The 22,176-nt window shown below is 41.1% G+C and carries 18 protein-coding genes and 1 tRNA gene; 7 read left to right on the top strand and 12 right to left on the bottom strand.

The genetic code is table 11. The features are described 5' to 3' along the window. Both LBQ60_21230 and LBQ60_21225 read left to right on the top strand, forming a co-directional pair. On the top strand, positions 1 to 1,299 hold a 1,299-nt coding region (locus tag LBQ60_21230; protein MDR2040447.1), incomplete at its 5' end, for an undecaprenyl-phosphate glucose phosphotransferase. Between the two features lie 167 nt (positions 1,300 to 1,466). Further along, complete coding sequence (locus tag LBQ60_21225) at positions 1,467 to 2,510, top strand: glycoside hydrolase family 43 protein (GenBank protein MDR2040446.1); 1,044 nt, start codon at positions 1,467 to 1,469, stop codon at positions 2,508 to 2,510. A 92-nt stretch (positions 2,511 to 2,602) separates the two neighbouring features. On the opposite strand, the gene LBQ60_21220 is transcribed toward LBQ60_21225, so the two are convergent. Genes LBQ60_21220 through trmD form a run of 3 tightly spaced genes read right to left on the bottom strand, consistent with a single transcriptional unit; the run spans position 2,603 to position 5,363 of the window. Beyond that, a complete protein-coding gene (locus LBQ60_21220) occupies positions 2,603 to 3,733 on the bottom strand; it encodes a DNA replication/repair protein RecF (GenBank protein MDR2040445.1) in 1,131 nt (376 codons plus the stop codon). Continuing rightward, the gene (xerD, locus tag LBQ60_21215) at positions 3,726 to 4,655 is read right to left on the bottom strand and encodes a site-specific tyrosine recombinase XerD (protein ID MDR2040444.1); all 930 of its coding nucleotides are present in this window, start codon (positions 4,653 to 4,655) and stop codon (positions 3,726 to 3,728) included. The genes LBQ60_21220 and xerD overlap by 8 nt, the downstream gene beginning before the upstream one ends. 33 nt (positions 4,656 to 4,688) lie before the next feature. Then, complete coding sequence (gene trmD, locus LBQ60_21210; protein ID MDR2040443.1) at positions 4,689 to 5,363, bottom strand: tRNA (guanosine(37)-N1)-methyltransferase TrmD; 675 nt, start codon at positions 5,361 to 5,363, stop codon at positions 4,689 to 4,691. Between the two features lie 145 nt (positions 5,364 to 5,508). On the opposite strand from trmD, the gene LBQ60_21205 reads away from it, so the two are divergent. Further along, entirely contained in the window at positions 5,509 to 5,859 is a 351-nt protein-coding gene (locus LBQ60_21205) for a hypothetical protein (protein ID MDR2040442.1), read from the top strand. Between the two features lie 76 nt (positions 5,860 to 5,935). Here LBQ60_21205 and LBQ60_21200 read toward each other — a convergent pair whose 3' ends face one another. After that, positions 5,936 to 6,322: a polymer-forming cytoskeletal protein gene (locus LBQ60_21200; GenBank protein MDR2040441.1), complete on the bottom strand. Its 387-nt coding sequence runs from the start codon at positions 6,320 to 6,322 to the stop codon at positions 5,936 to 5,938. Between the two features lie 112 nt (positions 6,323 to 6,434). Then, positions 6,435 to 6,507 (bottom strand) — tRNA-Pro (locus LBQ60_21195). Positions 6,508 to 6,755: 248 nt separating this feature from the next. On the opposite strand from LBQ60_21195, the gene LBQ60_21190 reads away from it, so the two are divergent. From LBQ60_21190 to LBQ60_21180, 3 genes are all read left to right on the top strand, one after another. After that, the gene (locus LBQ60_21190) at positions 6,756 to 7,382 is read left to right on the top strand and encodes a TetR/AcrR family transcriptional regulator (protein MDR2040440.1); all 627 of its coding nucleotides are present in this window, start codon (positions 6,756 to 6,758) and stop codon (positions 7,380 to 7,382) included. Positions 7,383 to 7,431: 49 nt separating this feature from the next. Further along, positions 7,432 to 11,751, top strand: coding sequence for an acyl-CoA dehydratase activase (locus LBQ60_21185; GenBank protein ID MDR2040439.1), 4,320 nt, complete (start codon positions 7,432 to 7,434; stop codon positions 11,749 to 11,751). A 445-nt stretch (positions 11,752 to 12,196) separates the two neighbouring features. Then, the gene (locus tag LBQ60_21180) at positions 12,197 to 13,804 is read left to right on the top strand and encodes a hypothetical protein (GenBank protein ID MDR2040438.1); all 1,608 of its coding nucleotides are present in this window, start codon (positions 12,197 to 12,199) and stop codon (positions 13,802 to 13,804) included. Between the two features lie 365 nt (positions 13,805 to 14,169). Here LBQ60_21180 and LBQ60_21175 read toward each other — a convergent pair whose 3' ends face one another. Genes LBQ60_21175 through LBQ60_21165 form a run of 3 tightly spaced genes read right to left on the bottom strand, consistent with a single transcriptional unit; the run spans position 14,170 to position 16,669 of the window. Further along, positions 14,170 to 15,021 (bottom strand): NAD(P)-dependent oxidoreductase, encoded by an 852-nt coding sequence (locus tag LBQ60_21175; GenBank protein ID MDR2040437.1) that lies wholly within the window; start codon positions 15,019 to 15,021, stop codon positions 14,170 to 14,172. Continuing rightward, complete coding sequence (locus LBQ60_21170; protein ID MDR2040436.1) at positions 15,018 to 15,602, bottom strand: HD domain-containing protein; 585 nt, start codon at positions 15,600 to 15,602, stop codon at positions 15,018 to 15,020. The genes LBQ60_21175 and LBQ60_21170 overlap by 4 nt, the downstream gene beginning before the upstream one ends. 35 nt (positions 15,603 to 15,637) lie before the next feature. Further along, positions 15,638 to 16,669: an aldo/keto reductase gene (locus LBQ60_21165; GenBank protein MDR2040435.1), complete on the bottom strand. Its 1,032-nt coding sequence runs from the start codon at positions 16,667 to 16,669 to the stop codon at positions 15,638 to 15,640. Between the two features lie 172 nt (positions 16,670 to 16,841). Between LBQ60_21165 and LBQ60_21160 the strand changes: the two genes are divergently transcribed. After that, the gene (locus tag LBQ60_21160) at positions 16,842 to 17,711 is read left to right on the top strand and encodes an AraC family transcriptional regulator (GenBank protein ID MDR2040434.1); all 870 of its coding nucleotides are present in this window, start codon (positions 16,842 to 16,844) and stop codon (positions 17,709 to 17,711) included. Positions 17,712 to 17,859: 148 nt separating this feature from the next. Here the strand turns inward: LBQ60_21160 and LBQ60_21155 are convergent, their stop codons facing one another. The 4 genes from LBQ60_21155 to LBQ60_21140 form a co-directional block, all read right to left on the bottom strand. Continuing rightward, positions 17,860 to 18,369 carry a DUF2867 domain-containing protein gene (locus LBQ60_21155; GenBank protein ID MDR2040433.1) on the bottom strand — a complete coding sequence of 170 codons (510 nt, stop codon included), beginning with the start codon at positions 18,367 to 18,369 and terminating at the stop codon, positions 17,860 to 17,862. A gap of 27 nt (positions 18,370 to 18,396) precedes the next feature. Further along, entirely contained in the window at positions 18,397 to 18,882 is a 486-nt protein-coding gene (locus tag LBQ60_21150) for a GNAT family N-acetyltransferase (GenBank protein ID MDR2040432.1), read from the bottom strand. A 99-nt stretch (positions 18,883 to 18,981) separates the two neighbouring features. Further along, positions 18,982 to 20,484: an NADH-quinone oxidoreductase subunit C gene (locus LBQ60_21145; GenBank protein ID MDR2040431.1), complete on the bottom strand. Its 1,503-nt coding sequence runs from the start codon at positions 20,482 to 20,484 to the stop codon at positions 18,982 to 18,984. 32 nt (positions 20,485 to 20,516) lie between these two features. After that, positions 20,517 to 22,176: TGS domain-containing protein (locus LBQ60_21140; protein MDR2040430.1), on the bottom strand; the 1,660-nt coding region annotated here is incomplete at its 5' end.

The following is a 22,176-nucleotide window of genomic DNA, read 5'->3' as shown; positions in this document are numbered from 1 at the left end:
TTCATTTTAATCAATGTTTTTGATATCCGGTATGATTATAATTATTCTTTGATCCTGCTTCTTATTAATTTATGTTATTTGATCAGCTTTGCATTGGTCAAATTTAATTTTGATGATGTCAGGGAATTGCATGCGCCCAACCTTGTTCGCCGGAATTTTCTTAAACTGTTTACAGCTATAACTATTCTTACAGTCTGTTTATTGGTATTAGGTATTTTTAATTCCACCCACCGTTCTTTTATTATCACTTTCTTTTGTATTGCATGGGTGGTAATGTGTATTTATCAGTGGATAACCAGAAAAGCCTTGACATTTCTGATCCGAAGGACAAACAGTAGAGCGATCATTTTAGGTGCAGGGCAGATAGGGCAAAGTATTGATGATGAATTCCAGTTTAATCTCTATCTCGGAGTAAAGATACTTGGTCTTTTCGATGATAATCCGAACCAGAATGAAGGGAAAATTTTAGGAACTATAGAAGAAGCAAAAGAATATATTTTACGGAATAAGGTTACTAAAGTTTATTGTGCCTTACCATTACATGCTGAAGAGAAAATTTCGGATTTTATCAAATTTGCGGAAAAAAATGTCATCAAGTTTCATATTATTCCTCCGGTTTATTATTATTATTCGGAAAATTACGCTATTGTAGAGCAGATCGGGGAAATACCCGTTTTTTCACAACATAGGATCCCGTTGAGTTATGCACATAATGCCGTATTAAAAAGAGGATTTGATATTATCTTTTCCTTGATTTTTTTGATCACCTTATTTCCTTTGGTATATCTGTTGATGGGTATTTTAATTAAGATCAGTTCGCCCGGACCTGTTTTTTTCAAGCAAAAAAGAACAGGAGTAGGAGGGAGATCGTTCCAATGTTACAAATTCAGGAGCATGCGTTGTAGTTCTGATGCACATACTAAACAGGCGACTGCCGATGATAACAGGAAAACCCGTATCGGTAATTTTATGCGGAAAACCAGTATAGATGAGTTACCACAATTCATCAATGTCTTTAGGGGTGATATGTCTATTGTTGGGCCTCGTCCACATATGCTGTTACATACCAGTGAATATTCACCTAAGGTGGATGAATATATGTCGCGTCATTTTATTCGGCCCGGGATCACAGGTTGGGCTCAGATAAATGGATATCGTGGAGAAACGAAAGAGATCGACCTGATGGAAAAACGTATCAAAGCAGATCTGTGGTATATTGAAAACTGGTCGTTTTGGTTAGATATTGAAATTATATTGAAAACTGCATTGATGGTATTTAATGATAAGAATGCCTACTAATATTTGTGTATCTTATACAGGTATAACAAAATAATCGTAACTTTGACAAAGTTATCGTTTCGAAATAAATATTGTTGTTTATGAAATACTTCTGTTCATTCATGATCTGTATGACGGTTTTTTGTTTGTCATGTAAAAATCAATCGTCAGGGAAAAAGTCTGCCGGTATGGAGATATCTTACCGGAATCCTTTACCGGTATCATTTGGTGATCCGTTTATTTTAAGGGCTGCTGATGGCATTTTCTATATGTATGGTACTGGTGGTGTTAACAACGGATTTAAGGCTTATTCTTCACCAGACCTGGTCAACTGGAAAGACGAAGGTGTTATATATCGCGGAGCAACTTCTGATTCCTGGACAGTGGATTGTTTCTGGGCACCCGAAGTGTACGAAAGGGATGGAAAATATTATCTTTTTTTCAGTGCTAACTGGAAGCATAACCCAAATAAAGAAGAAGAAAATTTCATGATCGGGGTGGCTGTTAGTGATACTCCAACCGGTCCTTTTCAGGAAATGTATCCGGAACCGGTATTCGATCCGGGTTACCCGATTATAGATGCCAATGTCTATTTTGACGATTCGGGAAAGGTATACCTTTACTATTCCCGGTGTTGCTATAAACATCCGGTAGAAAGTGAAGTCGCCTCCTGGGCAAAGGAAAAGGGATGGTACAACGAAATCGAAGAAAGTTGGATCTATGGAGTAGAGATGAAACCTGATTTTTCAGGAATTATCGGCGAACCGGTATTGTTATTGCGTCCGCCTTTGACGATGGATGATCAACAGGCCGAGTGGGAGAGCAGGTCGGTTACCTCCCATGAAGTAAATCGTAGATGGACAGAGGGTTCTTATATATTCCTGCATAATGATACTTATTATATGATGTATTCTGCGAATTTCTTCGGTGGGCAAAATTATGCAGTGGGATATGCCACATCCACTCATCCACTGGGTCCATTCAAAAAAGCAGACAATAATCCTGTTTTACAGAAAAATACTGAAAGCGGCGGGGAGGTTACAGGAACAGGACATTGTATGGCCCTGCATTTATCCGACGGACAAATGTTATGTGTTTATCATGGGCGTACACAAAAGACCGGCGAACAACGAATGGTATTTATGGACCCAATGAAGATTACCGATGATGGTTTATTGGTCGTAAACGGGCCGGAAACAGAGATACAGAAAATGGAAATACCCAATCAGTGACTGCTTTTGGGTAATTGAATTCGATAAATAGCTGACCTAATAAAAGATAAGCACCTGTATTGTACTGGTATAAATCTACTATAAATTTTTTATCAGTTATTCTTTTTATTAATTTCAAATAACTGATATTCAGAGCCCGTTGTTTTTAAAATATCTTCAATATGTTCCCTGCCGGTATCAGTAATGAAGATCTGGCCGAATTTCTTATCTGCTACCAACTTTACTATATGACTGACACGCGACGTGTCGAATTTGTCGAAAATATCATCCAGTAAAAGGATGGGAGCAATTTTGCAATGTTGCCGTATAAAATCGGAATAAGCCATCTTTAAAGAAACCAGGAAGGTTTTTTGTTGTCCCTGCGACCCCGATTTCTTTATCGGGTAACCACTCATCTGTAATAAAAGATCATCCTTATGGATGCCACAGGTAGTATATTGAAGAAGACGGTCTTTGCTGGCCGATTCAAGCAATAATGATGCAAAATCTTTATCCTGTAATTGTGAGCGGTAGATCAATTCCACTTTCTCATTGCCTCCGGATATATTCTCATAGTAATCCTGAAAAACAGGGATCAATACTTTACAAAAATTCAACCGGTGCTCAAAAATGCGGTTTCCGGTAAGCATAAGCTGTTCATTCCATATCTCCAACATGTCATTATCAAAATAACGATCTTCGGCGAACTTCTTCAACAAAGCATTTCGTTGTTCCAAAGCACGATTGTAATTCATCATTTCAAGAAGATACTGGTGGTCATATTGCGAAATCACTTCGTTCATGAACCGGCGACGTTCATCGCTTCCACCTGTGATCAGTTGATTATCTGCCGGAGATACCATTACCACCGGTAAAAGCCCGATGTGTTCCGATAAACGCTCGTAGTCCTTTTTATTGCGCCGGAAAACTTTTTTTTGCCCGCGTTTTACGCCACAGTAGATGTTTTCGGTTGTTCCTTTCCTGTCATATTCTCCCTGTATGACAAAAAAATCATTTTCATAACGGATATTTTGCGTGTCGGCGGTGTGGAAACAGCTTTTGGTCATCGACAGATAATAGATCGCATCCAATACATTGGTTTTTCCGGTTCCGTTGTTTCCTACAAAACAATTGATTTTACTACAAAATTCAAATTCAGCCTGTTCATAATTCTTGAAATTGATTAATGAAAGGTGTTTCAATTGCTGGAGGATATTTTCGTTATTGGTATCCTGCTCAATCATGATGCTTCATATTTCTGTTTATTCTGCTTCTGGGATGGTATTCTATGATCGTTTGCCTCAAGAAACTACGATCCAGATGGGTGTATATTTCGGTGGTTAGTATGGATTCATGTCCGAGCATTTCCTGGACGGCCCTTAAATCCGCACCTCCTTCTATCAAATGTGTCGCAAAAGAATGGCGGAATGTATGGGGACTGATGTTTTTCCTGATACCCGCCGTTTCTGCCAGTTTCTTGATAATCGTAAAGATCATGACCCGAGAAAGCATTTTCCCCCGTTGGTTGAGGAAAAGAAAATCTTCATGGCCTTTAGCAATATCAAGCTGTACACGATCAGAAAAATATAGGGTGATCTCATGAATAGCTTTCGGACTGATCGGGATCAGGCGTTCTTTACTCCCTTTTCCCTTTACGCGGATAAAGCCTTCCTTTAGGAATAGGTCGGATATCTTTAATCCAGTCAGTTCTGAAACCCGTAATCCGCAGCTATACATCGTTTCAAGGATGGCTTTATTACGTTGTCCTTCAGGTCTGCTCAGGTCAATATTCGCTAGTAGTGTGTCTATTTCCTCAACAGTCAGTACATCCGGTAGTTTGCGTCCGGTTTTGGGATAGTCTACCATTCGGGTCGGATCAGTATCAATCAGGTTTTCCATGAGCATATATTTGTAGAAAGCCCTGATGCCTGATAACATACGTGCCTGGGAACGTGCCTGCATTCCTTTTTCGCCCATCCGGACAAGGAAAGAGGAAAGCATCCCGGAGGTTATCTCCATGGGTGATACATCGGAATCAATTTCGTTCAAATAGGACTGTAATTTGTTCAGATCATCTAAATACGCTTCAATGGTATTAGCAGACATGGCCTTTTCTATTTTAAGATAAGCCACAAAATCGTTGACCAACGGTTCCCATTTTGAAATTATTCCAGACACTGCACTTTCAATTTTGACTGTTCATTCAAGTAGTTTCGGACGGAGACGTTTTGTCCGTTCCAGGGATTGCTCAAATTTCCACTGTTCAATAGCTGCAGAATTTCCCTTTAACAATATTTCAGGAACCTTCCAGCCATTAAATTCGGCAGGCCTCGTGTATACCGGCGGAGCCAGTAACCCATCCTGAAACGAATCGGTCAGGGCAGAACTTTCATCTCCCAATGCTCCCGGGAGCAGGCGGATAACAGCATCACAGATCACAGATGCAGCCAATTCGCCACCTGTAAGTACATAATCGCCAATAGATATTTCTTTAGTGATCAAATGTTCGCGGATACGATGGTCTATCCCTTTGTAGTGTCCGCATAGTATGATGATGTTGGTAAGAGTAGATAACCGGTTGGCTTCTTTTTGTTCGAACAATTCACCGTCAGGAGAAGTGTAGATAACTTCATCATACCCACGTTGTTTTTTTAATTCACTGATAACACGGTAAACCGGTTCAATCATCATTACCATTCCGGCATCACCGCTAAAAGCATAATCGTCCACCCTTTTGTGTTTATCTGTGGCATAATCCCTGATATTATGTACGACCAGTTCTATCACACCTTTGGCTTTTGCCCTTTTGATAATAGAATGACTAAAAGGGCTTTCCAACAGTTCAGGGACAACAGTAAGAATATCTATACGCATCATCCTTCAAACCTACATGATTTTTCGCAATTAGCCATATGATATAAATAATAATTTATCATTTTTTATCAAAATTAAAAAAAGTGTTTTATCTTTGCTCATCATATAACTATATTAATAAGAAATATCAATAAATGATTGAAATATGAGAACCAAATTGTTTTTAGCAGTACTATTTATTGCAGTGGTAGGTTTTTCAGCGTGCAAGAAGAAAAAAGACAGTAAGAGTTCTGCATGTGATATTGTATCTTTTACGGTTGACGGAGTTTCCTGGTGCGATGGGAATTGTGCTGCAACAATCACTAAACAATTTCCCAAAGGTTCACAAGTCGGATCTTTGACTCCTACAATAAAAGTATCGGATAAGGCTTCTGTTAGTCCGGAATCAGGTATAAGTCAGGATTTTTCTTCGGGACGGATAGTGAAATATACGGTAACTGCAGAAAACGGAGACGAAAAAGTATATAGTGTGAGTGCAACGGTGGCTACGCAATAAACGGTAAGCCGAATAATAATATAAAAAAGAGATGGTTGAAAAACCATCTCTTTTTTATATTATTATATCTTAAATATTATTTTTCAGGACTGCTGCTCTTAGGTTGTGTTCCGACCGTATTAGCGTTTGCATCCATAGAACAGGTTCCGGTAAATTTGCATCCGGGTTCGATAGACAATTTATTGGTGATAATATCTCCTTTCAGATTGGCTGTCGATTTGAGTGATAATAGATCCGACACTGTGATCTTTCCTTCAACCTTACCAAAGATATCGGAGTTTTTACAGTTGATAGTTCCTATCACGTTGCCTGTCGGGCCAACCACCACTTTACCCTTGGTATTGAGGTTACCTTTCAATAAACCATCCAAACGAATGTCTCCGTTCGAATTAATATCTCCTATTATTTCGGTACCATTAGTAATGGTATTATGAGAAACGGGTTCTTCGACTAATTTTGCCATATGCTTGTTTTAGAGTATATTAAAATCGATTTTTTACATTGTTTTGAATATTGATCTTTACAAAAGATGAACAAACTTCTGCCAAACAACATCTTTTGATCTCAATCAATTGTCGGGGTGATGTGACTCGAACACACGGCCTCTACGTCCCGAACGTAGCGCGCTACCAACTGCGCCACACCCCGTAATGAAAGATGCATACAAAGATATATATTTTTTCATAGTAGAAAATATATGACTGTCAATAAATTTATTCAACACATGAAATTCTCAGAATGTGTGTTTTTTTAATGGTTTGAAAATAAGTCTATTGTATAGTATTTTGTTACTATTGCCGCTTTTTATTATATGAGATATTTGTGTAATAAAATAAAACAAACTATCTTTGACACTCTTGTCAAACTCAATTGTCAAAAAACATTGATCACTCTAAATGTCAAATAATCATTATATTGAAGATGGATCCATTGATGTGGAATCCAAAATACTGGAAGCGGCTACCTCTGTTTTTATACATAAAGGACTGGCCGGAACCAGTATGCAGGAAATAGCGGATGAAGCACATATCAGCCGTACATCTTTGCATTACTATTACCGTAATAAGGATAAATTATTCGACGCGGTATTCGGACAGGTCGTTGATTCATTCGCAACCAATTTAACGGGTATTATTAATGCTGATATCGCACTTTCTATGAAATTGGAGCGGTTTGTGGATGCTTATCTCGATTTTATGCTTGAGAATCCAAATTATGTCAGTTTCCTGGTACACGACCTGAATGCTACCCCGGAACGCTTGGTCCGGTTAATCCTGGCTAAAGACTTGGATATTGAGAAGTTGAAAAATCAGATCACTTCTGAAATGAAGTCTTTTCAGCGGGAAGGGTTTGATGTTGCTCAATTCTGGGCCAGCGTAATCGGAATGTGCATTATGCCATTCGTATTCAAGCCCATGATCACCAAATTTTTCCTGAATGAAAGCGAAGATGCCTTTTCCGAATTTATCAGAAGCAGGAAACAGCACATCCTTGATTTCCTGATGAAATATATTCAGAATTAATCACACACACATATATTAATTATACAGATCATTTCCCAATATATAGACAATGTATAGAATAGGCCTGGACGTTGGTTCAACAACAGCTAAAGCCGCAATCATCGATGATCAATCGCGGATGGTATATACCCATTACATGCGGCACAATACACTCATATACGAAACGGTATCCGCTATCCTTACCGATGCCCTTCCTATAGTGGGAGAGAACCCTGTGACCATTACTATCACAGGTTCGGCTGGTATGGGTATTTGCGAGAGCACCGGTATACCCTTCATACAGGAATTAATTGCCGCGACTGAAGTCGTACAGCAAATGTATCCTCAGGTACACACATTAATCGACATCGGGGGCGAGGATTCTAAAATGATTTTCTTTCCGGAAAACCGGATGCCGGACATACGTATGAATGGTAGCTGTGCCGGTGGTACAGGGGCATTTATAGACCAGATGGCTTCACTGCTGAATATTGAAACAGCAGAAATGAGTTCACTGGCTGCTTGTCACCAGCAGATTTATCCGATTGCATCCAGATGTGGTGTATTTGCAAAAACGGACGTACAAAACCTGATCAGCAGGAAGATACCGAAAGAAGATATTGCTGCTTCAGTTTTCCATGCTGTTGCCGTACAGAGCATTAATACGCTGGCCAGAGGGTATGATGTGCAGCCACAGGTAATGTTCATCGGCGGACCATTTACTTTTCTTCCCGAATTGACCACCTCTTTTGTCCGTACACTGGGCATTACTCCTGAAGAATTGGTAAAACCCGAACATCCGGAGGTAATCCCTGCATTGGGAGCCGCATTGAGTAATAAGGGCGAAAATATTTTTTCCATGCCCCAGCTGATCGACCTTATTGCCGAACAGCCGAACAGGAACCGGATCATTGCGACTAACAGGCTTGATCCGTTATTCACATCGGATAAGGAATGGAAACTCTGGCAAGAAGAGACTACCCCGGTAAAGGTAAAACGAACCGCTTTGAGTGAATATCAGGGAACAAATTGTTTCCTGGGGATTGATTCTGGATCCACTACGACCAAGATCGTCGCACTGGGTGAAGATCTTGAGTTATTATTCGGATTCTACCGTAACAACGAGGGGCAACCCATGGAAACGGTACATGCCGGATTGACCGAATTTAAGAAAGAACTGGCAGCATGCGGGAAGAATTTAATCATCAACAGGAGCCTGGTTACTGGCTATGGCGAGGAGTTGATCAAGGCTGCTTACGGATTGGATAACGGGGTGGTAGAAACCATCGCTCATTATGCCGGAGCGCGGCATATCAATCCTGATGTTTCTTTCATACTCGATATAGGCGGACAGGATATGAAAGCCATATTTATCCGTGACGGATCTATCCAGCGGATCGAATTGAACGAATCCTGTTCTTCCGGCTGCGGGTCTTTTATTGAGACTTTCGGTAAAAATCTTGGAATGCCGGTGGAAGAGTTTGCCTGCAAGGCTTGTTCTGCCAAAGCACCCTGTGATTTAGGGACGAGGTGCACTGTCTTTATGAATTCAAAGGTCAAACAATCGTTACGGGAAAATGCTTCATTAGAAGATATAGCCGCAGGATTATCCTATTCTGTAATCAAAAATGCATTGATCAAAGTGTTGAATGTAACCAATATGGATGATCTTGGTGACCATATCTCCGTACAAGGGGGAACATTCCGCAATCCGTCCGTGCGGCGTGCATTGGAATTACTTTCAGGGAGATCAGTAACGATGTCGGATATTCCGGAATTGATGGGTGCATACGGGGCTGCTGTGATTGCGAAAAAGCAATGGCAAAAAGCCGGAAGTACACAAATGTCCAGGTTACAACTTGACCAGATCGACCAGTTAACGGAATTTCAAAGCAAACAATTACGTTGTAAAGGTTGTGAGAATCAATGTGTAGTGACCCGATTTAAGTTCCAGAGCGGAAATGCCTATTATTCGGGGAACAAATGTGAAAAAGTGTTCACCAATAAAGGAAATGCAGCTGTACCGGGATTCAACCTGTACCAGTATAAGAATGAATTATTGAATAAATGTGTCAGGAAGCCGTCCGGAACCCCACGTCATGTAATAGGCATACCACGTGTCCTCAATATGTTCGAAAACCTGCCGTTTTGGAGTACGTTGTTGCGTAAGTGCGGCATGGAAGTGGTACTTTCTTCTCCTTCAACCGTGATGATGTATGAAAAAGGACTGGGTACCATCATGTCCGACAGTATCTGTTTTCCGGCAAAACTGGTGCATGGACATATTTATGACCTTGCCGAACGTAAAGTGGAGCGTATCTTTTATCCGATGGTTATTTTTGAACGTTTTGAAAGCAAGGGGGCTGTTAATGCATACAATTGCCCGATTGTCAGCAGCTATGCCGAAGTCATACGCAGTTCCGTAAATCCGGAAGCACGCTGGGGTATCCCTATGGATAGCCCTGTCGTATCTTTTGCCGATGAACATTTGCTGGAAAGGGCCTGTTACCGTTATTTGAGGATGCTGGGAGTTGATAAGCAGACCTTCCGTAAGGCATTCCAGTATGCACAACGGGCACAGGCAAACCATAAGCAGAAGCTACTGGATCAGGCAAAAGAAGTCATCAGGAAAGCCACTGAGGAGAACAGGACGCTGATCGTATTGGCCGGCCGGCCGTACCATACCGACTCCCTGATCAACAGTAAGGTGCCTGATATGCTTTGTGAAATGGGCGCCGATGTGCTGTCCGAAGATGCTGTCAGCGAATTGACCTCCTTACCGGAATTACAGGTGTTGTCCCAGTGGACTTACCCCAACAGGATCTATCAGGCTGCAGCGTGGGTCGGACAACAACCGGAAAATGTACAGCTGGTACAGATCAACTCATTCGGCTGCGGACCCGATGCCATTACCATCAATGAAACGAAAGAATTATTACGGAGTAAGGGTAAAACACACACGTTGGTACGTGTGGATGAGATCACCAGTACCGGATCGTTGCGCCTTCGCCTGCGTTCCATGCTGGAATCCTTTACCCTGCGCAATGTTGCCGAATCTACTCTGGCAAAAGAACGTACGCAGGTCGCCTTCTTTGAGGAAAAGGATAAACACCGTACGATTCTGGCTCCGGGCTTTTCACATATCTATTCACGCATGTTGCCTCCCATTTTTGCCCTGGGCGGTTTTAAGCTGGTGAATCTTCCTCCTCCTGATAAGATGTCTGTGGATGCAGGTTTGAAATATGCCAACAATGAGATATGCTATCCGGCTACCATTGTGGTAGGAGACATCATTAAAGCCCTGCAATCGGGAAAATATGACCGGGACCAGGTGGCGATTGGGATTACCCAGACAGGCGGGCAATGCAGGGCATCTACTTATCTGTCGCTGATAAAGAAAGCGCTGATAGCTTCCGGGTTTGAAGATGTTCCGGTGATCGCTATCGGAACAGAAGGTAAAGTGATCAACAGCCAGCCGGGATTCGATATGAACTGGTTGAAACTGTTGCCTACGATCTTTGCCGCTTTGTGCTACACGGACAGCATAGCTACCATGTATTACTCCTCGGTGGCCAGGGAGGTGAACAAAGGAAGCTCGGACCATCTTCTGGATAAGTACCTGAGGGTGATACAACCCAAGATATTGCGTAAAGACATCAACGGTATTTATGCCCTGTTGAAACGGGCAGTTGCCGAATTCAACCGGATAGAAACAGACCAGCGTTACCATCCGCGCATCGGTATTGTCGGGGAGATATACATCAAATACAATGCATTTGGAAATTCTGATATGGTAGACTGGTTGGTGGGTCAGGGAGTAGAAGTGGTGGTGCCGCCGCTGATCGACTTTTTCCTTCAGAGCTTTGTCAACATCGAAGTCAATACACAGCAAAAGATCCGCCGTTCCTCCTGGTCGGATATGTTCGTGTATTTCCTGGAAAAATATGCGAATGGTTTTGTCGGACGGACCAACCGGGTCATGTCAAAGTATGTGCGTTATGAACCGTCACACAGTATACGAGATATGTCCGAAAAAGCATCCGAGATACTTAACCTGGCCAACCAGTTTGGTGAAGGGTGGCTGATTCCCGGGGAAATAGCCGCATTTGCCGGAAGCGGGGTGAATAATGTGGTCAGCGTACAACCGTTCGGATGTATCGCCAACCATGTGGTTTCAAAAGGCGTGGAAAAACGTATCCGCGACCGCTATCCGGATATGAACCTGCTTTTCCTAGACTTCGACAGCGGGATGAGTGAGGTAAATGTGCTGAACCGGCTGCATTTTATGGTCAAAAATGTGACCGACGAAAAACAGTATCAGACAACAGAGGATAAAAATATCATAAAAGCAAATACATTACTGAAAGCAGATAAATTAGGGGTGTCGTAATTTTCTCTTGCTTTTTTTCATTTTTATTTACTTACTCAATTTTGATGAGTGACAAGAATGAGAGCCATAATGTAAACGAATGAGTTCGGCTTAAGGAAAAATCCTTGATGTCTTGATGGATCCTGACTTCCAAAGGATCGGGTCATATAAGTAAGTCAGATATTCTTTCCGTAAATTATCTTCCTCATTTCCTTACAGTAAGGCATGAAATTTTCATGATAGAGTGTCCCTGAACCTCACAGCTTACATTTATCAGGGACACCTTTTTTATTTTTTAGAGGGTTAATGTAAAAAACTAAACGAACAAGGTAGGGTATTTTGTATCTTACGTGTTATATATTAATCGTACCTTTACGGAAGAGAATTAAAAAGTTTTCCGACCATTTATTGCGAATCATTAGACGACTAAGTCAAAAAACATTTTAACAACCTAAATTTTTAAATCATGAAAAAGTATTTGTATGCAATTTTCTGCCTTGTGCTTGTTTTGTCATCATGCAAGAAAGAAGAAGATCCTGACCTTTCAGAAGAAAGTAGTTTAAAGAGTGCCCGGATAAGTGGTCAGCTGTTGGTTGAAATGAGAACATCAATATCCACAGTTACCATACAGGAATTATTTCTTCATACCGGACATAGCAGTGTAACTATTGATTGGGGCGATGGTATTGTCGAAGAAACCGGAACGATACATCCAACTGCCAAGACTCATACCTATAGTTCTTCCGGAAGACATACCATAAAAATCTACGGTGATCCGGAATCATTGGATAAAATCCGGGTAACTGACAATATACTTAGTTATCTGGATTTATCCAATAACAAAAAATTAAGTATGATTCAATGCCAACGAAATGTTTTATACGAAATAAAATTGCCTGTAAATTCCCCTTTAAAATATTTATACTGTTATGAAAACATATTGTTTAGTTTAGATTTGGACAGTTTTACTGAATTAATATCATTGGCTTGCGATGATAATCAAATAGAGGAACTCACACTTACCAATTGTACGAGATTGGAAACTCTTTCATGTAGCCACAATAATTTGAACCATGTGTTTATGGCACAGGATATGCCATTCCTGGAAATAATTAGTTGTGAAAATAATTATTTATATTCTTCTATAATACCTGATAATGCCCCAAATCTCAAATATGTAAACACTACACATGCATATAGTAATATATTATTTTATTTAGATATGACTTCTCTTCCTGTAAGATCAGGATCAGAACCTGGGGATTACAAAGCGGCTATAGATTATGTTCATTATCCTGAACTAGCTGGAGCTTTATCAAATCACATGCAGGATATAAACTGGCGATTGGAAAATTTTTACAGGTTACCTAAGATAGAAATCCAAACCCCTTATTGTTCTTCTGTCGAACTTGAAACGGAAGATGTATTCAGAATAGAATGGGGAGATAAGCATATTGACAAAGATTTGTCGAATGGTGGACATCAATATGACTCGCCTGGTATTTATACTATCAATATATATAGAGACATTTTTTATCCTGAGAATAAACTCACATATTTAAAGGCTACAGGTATGCCAATCGTTCAATTTAACGAAGCACAAGAGCTTGAAGAAGTGAATATCAGTTGTACCGGTGTTAAAGAGAGATGTTTAATGTCGACCCTCGATGTCTCTGGTCTTTTCAGCCTTAACACGTTGAATTGTGAATACAGGAAAATCACCCAATTGAAATTACCTGACCGGGTTGAAATTGTAAATTGTAAATATTGTGATCTGACAGAATTGAATGTAAGCAATTGTCTCAGACTAAAGTATCTTGATTGCACCGGAACACAGATTACACGATTAACCTTACCTTCAATTGCAAGTAATTGTGACATTAAGTTAATTTATCTGGCTTATGCCCCTATTCTCGAAAACAGTGCTGCTATGATCAGTCTTGCTAATTCTTTACCTAACCGAACAGGTGGAGATCTTGGAGGTTTATTTATTCAAAGGGACCGATACAATAGCATCCAAAGTTGGATAGGAAATATTTGCGCACAAAAAAACTGGCATCTCATTATAATATAAGATACTTTATTGTGGTTTGTTCCCTTGATATATAGAATAAACAGCATGAAACAGAATCCCGTATTTCACGGGATTTTGTTTTTCTGGAGGATGTCTGATCGGGTTCCGGGTGTATATCTGTAAAATAACTTGTTTGACCTGGGAAAGGTTTGATCAGATGAAATGTCCATAAACATTACTGTTCACCCAACGTAATGGATACAATTGGATATTTAGCTTTGCTGAGCCGTTACCTTCGGTGAACCCTTTGGGTTTCGGGGTTCATGTGGCCATTAAAAATTAAATTTTATTCACATGAATATATTGATAATATCTGTACTCGCATTGTTTCCTGACATTTGGTTTTTGTTACAAAAAGAGGTGGTTCAACGTTTATCCAGCTTCAATCTGTCTTCAAAAGTGGCAACGACTTTCTCCTTCGCATATGTAGCCGGTTCGGGCTCATATCCAAGCATATCCCGGGCTTTGGAGATATCAATGAATTCTACGTCTCCATCTACAATGCTGAATGCTTCGTACCAGAATTCTTTCGGGCTATCCACTGCCAACCGGGTAGCCTGTAGTACATTCGGGATGCTTACGTGTGCTCCGAGATTTACATGTTCTGTCGGGCCATAGCGTAGGGCAATGGTTTGTAGCTTTTTGTTCAGTCCGTACCATGCTACCATTTGTTCCGCCATCACTTTGCTGGTATGGTATGAAAGATCTATATCGCGGCAACTCAGGTCATCTGCTTTCAGGTATTGAGATACGAACTTTTGTCCTTCGGTGATAGGATATGAAAAAGGAATGCCGCTTTCAATACCATAAACAGTTGTTGAACTGGCATAAACAACTCTTTTGACGCCGTTTTCATGGGCTGCTTTCAGTACATTTAAAGTGCCCATTACATTGGTCCGGATATAATCGTCATAACTTTTACCGGGAACGGGGGCGGGGATTGCGGCTTCATGCACAACAACGTCACAACCTTGCATACGTTCTTTCAGCTTTTCGTAATCCAGGATATCGTCACCGTCTTTAAGATCATAGCCTACAATCTCATACCTGTCGGCAAATTCCTTCACAAAATGACCACCGATAAACCCCTTGTGTCCTGTTACCATTATTTTCATTTTTTTTCCGTTTTTTAAATGAATACTATTTTGACTAAATGTGATGCCGGAAAGTAGAGTTAATAATCCGGCTAATAATGATATTTTTATAATACTTTTCATTGATCTGAATTTTTATTATTGGTTAATTTCCATACTGCATTCTGATAAAAGGGCAACGCCAGTTCTCTTGCTTCAGGCATAGTGATCCGGTCGAACATCCAGCATATTTTTTCCTTTACCATATTATACCCGTTGACCTGTATTTTATCTGCTATAAAATGGTCCGCGTTGTTTTCAAGGAAACTAAGGCTATCGGCATCTTTAAGGATATTTTGCTCTTTGTCGCCTCCTTCTTCATGTCTGGAGATCAGCGAGGAAACCTTTTTGATAAATTCCTCCGGTTGATTGTACTCTCCGAGGAAAGCAACCATAATTCCGGCACCCCGTTCTTCGTGAATCCTGAAGAAATCAATACTGATGAAGCCCAGCTCCTTTTCTTTAGCCGACATATCATCTTTCCGAAATGCCCTTTCAATATCGTGTGAAATGGCAGCAACAAGCATGGCATCATCAGCCGGAGGGTATATTTGCCTGAGCCAGTAAACGGTTCGCTCCAGATGCTGTATTTCATGTTTGCGTCCGGCTTTTGAAAACGATTCAATAACAAATTGTTCTGTCAGGTTATACATCTCAGGGTCCATTTCTTTTTTCTTTTGTCATCTTAACTATGATATTATTAAATAAATAACTGCGATTTCAACCACGACTTCTCATCCTGATGCCAGTAAGGATAGGTTTTAGGTATTTTGCTTGCTTCATCAAGACGTTTCACCTGTTCTTCCGATAGATTCCACCCTACAGCATCTAAGTTTTGCTTCAGTTGCTCTTCAGTGCTTGCACCAATTACCAGACTGCATACAGTGGGGCGTTGCAGTAACCAGTTGAGTGTAACCTGTGCCACTGTTTTTCCGGTTTCAGCAGCAATCACGTCCAGCACATCCATGATGTCATATAATCTGTCGTACGATACTACCTCATCGGGAACAGGGGAACCGCCGCGGGCTACCCGGCCGTCTTTAGGGATGGGATTATTCCGGCGGTAGCGTCCGCCAAGCCTTCCGGCAGCCAGGGGGCTCCAGATAAATGCACCTACTTGCTGGTCTATGCACAATGTCATCAATTCCCATTCAAATTCACGGTTGAGCAGTGAATAATACACCTGATGGGCAACATAACGGCTCCAACCATATCTTTCTGATATTGAAATCGATTTCATTAAATGCCAGCCTGCAAAATTAGAGCAGCCTATATAACGTACTTTTCCACTACTGACCAAATCATCCAATGCGCGAAGTGTTTCGTCTACCGGGGTATTGGCATCAAACCCGTGCATATAGTACAGGTCGATATGATCGGTATCCAATCGTTTTAAACTGGCTTCACAGGCATTGATGATATGCCAGCGTGAACTACCCCTATCGTTCCTATTTTCGCTCATAGGAAAGGTTGCTTTTGTGGATATGAGCAGTTGGTTGCGCTTGCCTTTGATCGCTTTTCCCAGAATTTCTTCGGAATATCCTATGGAGTATATATCCGCCGTATCGAACATATTCAGTCCGGCATCCAGACAGATGTCAACCATTCTTGTTGCTTCTGTTACATCTGTATTGCCCCATCCTTCAAAACCATTTGTTCCGCCAAACGTTCCTGTACCTAATGTTAAAGCCGGAACGAATAGTCCCGAGCCGTTTACTTTTCTGTATTCCATAACTTTTAATTTTTATTTATCTAACATAAATAGCTGTTTGCTGCTATACGTTTATCATTCAGAAATATATCCGAATAAGATGTTACAAAGTTAAAGGAGTTATTTCAGATAAAATTCTATTTAATTTGCAGTATACTTTCTTATATTTGCATTTAAGAATATTATTATCGATATGGCTGTTTTAGAACGAAAGATCATACATAAAATGACTACTTTATGTAGCCATGTTCCTTATCCTCAATTTATTTTGCCCCGGCATAAGCATCCGGAGTTTGAAATAATGCTTTTCAATCAGGGAAGTGGGAAGCAATTCGTCGGAGAAGGGGTTGCGGATTATAAAGAGGGGGATATTGCCCTGATTGGCAGTAATGTGCCACATCTTCATTTATGTGATTCCAAGCTGAAGAATTCGACGGAAATAGAAATAAGCGGAGGGGATACTTTACAATTCCTGCCTGAGATTTTACCTTTGAATATGGTGGATCTTCCTGACTACCGGGAAATCTATGAATTGTTACGCAAAAGCCAATATGGGATACGGTTTTATGACCGGGAACTTTATATTGAGATAAAACAATTGATTCAGGATATTAACAGGCTGAAATTCACAGCACGGTTAATCCATTTATTTCATATTCTGGAAAAACTGTCACAGTGTAAGACTACAAAATTGCTTTCAGATACGGCTTATAGTAGTTCCAATATGGTCAATGAGTTGGATGGACCGATCAATAAAGTATACGCTTATCTCTTCAATCATTTTAAAGACAAAATAACGTTACGGGAAATTGCCGGTTATGTAAATCAGAATCCATCGGCGCTTTGCCGTTCCTTTAAGCAAAAAACGGATAAAAGTATTTTCCGGTGCCTGGCTGAAATACGTATTGAACATGCCTGTAAGTTGCTTTCATATTCTAATCTGACAGTTTCGCAGATAGCTTACGAATCAGGTTATAACAATATCCCTTATTTTATTAAGCAGTTTTATGCAATAACAGGGAGAAATCCTAAAGAATACAGGGTACAGATAAATATGAGTTGAAGAAGTAGAGAGAAGGTTATTTTTCTTTTTATATACTGACATACAGTTGTCAGAAAGAGGCATCTTAGTGTTTGATTATCATAATCGTTGCAGAAGCTTCCGATTATTCAATGATTTCATTAAACCATCCATCAAATTAATAAGTTGATCATATACTTTTATCCCGAATAACCTGCCGGAATAGCTTTTTGACCACTATGGTGTGAAACGGGCGGATAACGAAAAAATAAACGCGGCCCAGCCGGTTGTGGTATTTAACCAGCGTACTGAGATAAATCGATCTGCCGCCATTTTCGTCGGTCTGTATATAAGTGGAGAAATATGCTTTCAGGTGTTTATCATCCAGGACGATCACGGTTTCTTTTTCTGATTTTTCCATTACCGACATAAAACGATAGTTCTTTCCTTCGCGGATGGCTTCTTCCATTTGTTCCGCATTTCCTTTTCCGGTTTTCAGGCCGAAAGGGCTGACCAGCATATCGCGTATTTTGAAAAGTATGCTCAGCCACCGGGGCATGGTGGTCCAGAAAGCCACCATCATATCATCCGCGGAAATACCTTCCGGGCTGTCCGTGCATAGGAAACAGTCAGAAAAACCAGCCGGCAGGTATTTTTTGATGATCGTATTTTCAGGGATCTTTGATGAGGTGATCTTCATGTTATTGTCTGTATGTAAATTTCAACATCATAATTCTTTATTCATCATGCATACCTTAAAAGGTAGATGATCGTATGATCTTATTCCGGTTTCCCGAAATCCTTGCCGCCTGTACCATTCTTTCAATACCTTGTTGGCGTTGATCAATCCTATTGAAATCGATTTTCCGCCATATTCCACAATCATGTCCGATGCAAAGTCCATCAACATCCGTCCGGTTCCTTTGTGCCTGTGATCAGGATGTACAGCTACCTTTTCAATATAAAAAACGTCCGGTTCGCCGGATGATCTTTCAATGGCGATGAAGCCGGTAATTTTCCCGTCTTCTTCTTCGATATAATATTTTGTGCAGTTGTTCAGCTGCGTTTTTAATGCATCACCTGTAATGAATGCATTATTGGTAGGGGCATTTTCTTTAGTCAGACCGAATTCTTTGGCCACGGTTGCAAAAGAACAGTTCAACAGATCAGCCAGTATGGAAAAATCATCCTGCAACCCCACATTTCTAATCATCGGTATAAATTCTATCAATAAAAATATAAAAAAATGCCCCGCTTTTCGCTTACATTTCACGTAATTTTCAATGCCGGCAATACGGCCATAGATATACGCCTACAGGTCAAATCCGCAATAAGAAAGGTTAAAGCTTTTATTACAGATCGGGAAATCGGATATTTCGTTATTACGGACGGCCAGTGCCAGCGCTGTCCAGTTATGAAAGGACGGATCGGTGATTTTATAGCGGATAAGCGCTCCGTCATGTCCTGTAATGGCGCAATGGCAGATCTCCCCGCGCCAGCCTTCCACCATTGACAATGCAAAAGTACCGGGCATGGCCGGTTTCAGGTCATGATCGATTTCTTCAGGATGGGGCATTTCACGAAGCAACTCGTGTATGTACCCGATGGATTGAAGTACTTCTTCATGGCGTATTCTTGCCCTTGCCCATACATCGCCGATATGGTACATCACCGGTTGATGGTTCAGCGAACGGTATATCTCATCCGGATGTGAACTCCTGATATCCCTCTTCCGTCCTGAAGCACGGGCAGTCATTCCCACTGTGCCGATCCGGGAACTTTGCTCATCAGAAACAATTCCTGTTTTTTCAAAACGGGAAAGGACTCCGGGCATGTTGAATAAGAAATCTCCCATTTGCCTGAAGTCGCGTTCAAAATCCAGTAATGTCCGCCTCAGTAACATGGCCAGCGTATCGGTGAACGGATAGAAAAGATGGGCCGGCCTGATCAGGGTCCGGGCAAAACGGTTTCCTGTCCATGCCTGGAAAAAATTGATGATCGGCGTTCTCAAGCGTCCGTATACCGAATTTCCCAACTGGTAGGCAATATCGCCGCATAAGGCGCTCAGGTCTGCCGTATGCATGGCGATACGTTCTATCTCCAATGCCAGTGCCTGTACCCACAATAAAGGATGCCAGGTCTGGTATCCGCTCAATGCTTCCCATACCAGTGCAAAAGCGCTGCTATGAGCTATAGTGCTGTCTCCGGCAATATTTTCGGCAAGTTGTATTCTTTGGTTCAGGCTTTTTTTTGTCAGAAACAATTGTTCCACCCCACGATGTTGATATCCCAACTGTATTTCCAGATGCAGGATCTTTTCTCCATTGCATGTAAAACGAAAATATCCCGGCTCGATGATGCCAGCATGAATGGGACCAACTCCTACTTCATGTAATGCTTCTCCTCTGATACTGAAAAAAGGGTATTGATTCATCAGGTCGTGAGGATTAGCCCTGTCATGGGCATAGCGGACCGGTTTTAACCATGGATGGTCGGTATATTTGATGCCGTAATTTTCATGAATCTCACGCTCAAACAAATGAAAGCTTTCATGGACAGCCGTGAACGAATTTAATGCTTTCGTATCTGCATCCAGCATACATGAAGATACCAGGATATCGTGTTTCTGATCGTCTGCTATACAGCAAATGAGGCGTAATTGACGATTCTCCGGATGCGCAAAATAACTGACACAATGATAACGTTCATCCATAGGAAGCATGCTGTTTTTCTGTAAGAATACATCATACGGAAGAACCGGTATTGATTCTGTTTCAATAGCCTGGTTATTGGCGATCCTGATCAACTGTTGCATATTTTATGAGGTAAAAGAATGGGTTGGGAATACTATACATCCTCTTTTTTCTGATCCAGTATTTCTAATCTTTTGACGGATTCGACTCCTTTCAGGTTTTTTAATTGCCTGATCAGTTTGTCCAGGTCATTGGTATCGTGTACATATAATTCAATGGTCCCTTCAAAGATACCATCGTGACTGGCCATGTTAAAAGTCCTGATATTTACATTCAATTCTTCAGTGATCTGGGTGACGATCTGCAGGTAGATATCCGGCCGGTCTATACCCTGTACCGCTACTTTGGCAAGAAATGAAAATACTTTGTAAGTCGCCCATTTTACCGGAACGATCAGATTACTGTGGTTGGATAATAATTTTACGGCATTCGGGCAACGGGATTTATGGATCAGCACCAGGTCTTCTTTTTTATTGAGGTACCCAATTACATCATCACCCGGAATAGGATTACAACACTTGGCAATCCTGTAATTAAGTTTTGTCTCGTCCGGATTTTCTTTATCCGTGTCAGATTGTAGGTCCGGATTCGTAGCCGGTCCTATCAAAGGCTGATTATTTCCGGTCTGGGGAGGAGTTTTGCCTTTTACCCCAAACAGTTGCAATCTCCAGTAGCGAATCCACTTCTTCTTGCTGTTCTTTTTCAGTATCTTCGGTAGATCATTCAGGTCGATGATATCCGTTCCGATTTTACTGTATAGCTCGTCCTTGGTCTTGGTATCGTATGCGTCAAGCACTTTACGTACAACACGGGAATTCGGGGTGATATTATTTTCTTTTAACTTCTGTTCAAACATCAGTTTACCCCTTTCCACCCGGTTACGGTTTTCAGCCCTGATATTATTTTTAATGCTGGTCTTGGCTTTTGTCGTGACCACCTCGTCCAGCCATTCCTTATGCGTTCTCTTTTTATCGGAAGTGATGATCTCTACCTGGTCGCCACTGAGCAATACATGATTCAGCGGCAATAGTTTGTGGTTTACTTTGGCTGCAATGGCTTTATTCCCGATTTCAGAGTGTATTTCGTAGGCGAAATCAAGTGCCGTGGCCTTCTGCGGTAAGGTTTTTATCTGTCCTTTTGGGGTGAAGACCTGGATCTCATTCGCAAAGAGATTTAATTTAAAATCATCGATGAATTCGAGCACATCGGCATTCGGTTCTTTCAGTGATTCTTTAATCTTCCTTAACCACTTGTCCAGTTCGGATTCAGAGGAATCAACACCTTTATACTTCCAATGTGCAGCAAATCCTTTTTCAGCAATATCATCCATCCTGCGCGTCCGTATCTGGACTTCCACCCATTTGCCGTCTTTCCCCATTACAGTGATGTGCAGGGCTTCATAACCGTTGGTCTTGGGGATACTCACCCAGTCACGGATACGGTCATGTTTGGGCGTATAAATATCGGTAATCAGTGAATAGATATTCCAGCACTGCCTTTTTTCGGAAATATCAGGATCAGGTTCGAACACAATGCGGACAGCATTCAGGTCGTATATCTCTTCAAAGGGAACCCCTTTGTGCTGCATTTTATAATATATGGAATAGATGGATTTTGATCGTCCCGTCATTTCAAACCTATAGCCGTTTTCAATGAGTTTTTCCCTGATGGGTACCATAAATTCCTCAAGTGCCTTGTTGCGTACCTCCTCATTGTCTTTCAGAAGGTTGATGATGTCTGAGTATATTCTGGGA

The sequence above is a fragment of the Bacteroidales bacterium genome, from assembly GCA_031275285.1.
In the GTDB taxonomy this organism is placed as follows: Bacteria; Bacteroidota; Bacteroidia; order Bacteroidales; family UBA4181; genus JAIRLS01.
The sequence above is the reverse complement of the archived record's forward strand: the minus strand, read 5'-3'. Positions and strand labels throughout refer to the sequence as shown.

Bases quoted from the DNA above. Each gene is read 5' to 3' on its own strand.
- LBQ60_21165 (MDR2040435.1), bottom strand. From the start codon at position 16,669: ATGGAATACAGAAAAGTAAACGGCTCGGGACTATTCGTTCCGGCTTTA.
- LBQ60_21175 (MDR2040437.1), bottom strand. From the start codon at position 15,021: ATGAAAAGTATTATAAAAATATCATTATTAGCCGGATTATTAACTCTA.
- LBQ60_21205 (MDR2040442.1), top strand. From the start codon at position 5,509: ATGAGAACCAAATTGTTTTTAGCAGTACTATTTATTGCAGTGGTAGGT.
- LBQ60_21170 (MDR2040436.1), bottom strand. From the start codon at position 15,602: ATGGACCCTGAGATGTATAACCTGACAGAACAATTTGTTATTGAATCG.
- LBQ60_21155 (MDR2040433.1), bottom strand. From the start codon at position 18,369: ATGAAGATCACCTCATCAAAGATCCCTGAAAATACGATCATCAAAAAA.
- LBQ60_21225 (MDR2040446.1), top strand. From the start codon at position 1,467: ATGGAGATATCTTACCGGAATCCTTTACCGGTATCATTTGGTGATCCG.
- LBQ60_21220 (MDR2040445.1), bottom strand. From the start codon at position 3,733: ATGATTGAGCAGGATACCAATAACGAAAATATCCTCCAGCAATTGAAA.
- LBQ60_21185 (MDR2040439.1), top strand. From the start codon at position 7,432: ATGTATAGAATAGGCCTGGACGTTGGTTCAACAACAGCTAAAGCCGCA.
- LBQ60_21200 (MDR2040441.1), bottom strand. From the start codon at position 6,322: ATGGCAAAATTAGTCGAAGAACCCGTTTCTCATAATACCATTACTAAT.
- LBQ60_21160 (MDR2040434.1), top strand. From the start codon at position 16,842: ATGGCTGTTTTAGAACGAAAGATCATACATAAAATGACTACTTTATGT.
- LBQ60_21190 (MDR2040440.1), top strand. From the start codon at position 6,756: ATGTCAAATAATCATTATATTGAAGATGGATCCATTGATGTGGAATCC.
- LBQ60_21150 (MDR2040432.1), bottom strand. From the start codon at position 18,882: ATGATTAGAAATGTGGGGTTGCAGGATGATTTTTCCATACTGGCTGAT.
- trmD (MDR2040443.1), bottom strand. From the start codon at position 5,363: ATGCGTATAGATATTCTTACTGTTGTCCCTGAACTGTTGGAAAGCCCT.
- LBQ60_21180 (MDR2040438.1), top strand. From the start codon at position 12,197: ATGAAAAAGTATTTGTATGCAATTTTCTGCCTTGTGCTTGTTTTGTCA.
- LBQ60_21145 (MDR2040431.1), bottom strand. From the start codon at position 20,484: ATGCAACAGTTGATCAGGATCGCCAATAACCAGGCTATTGAAACAGAA.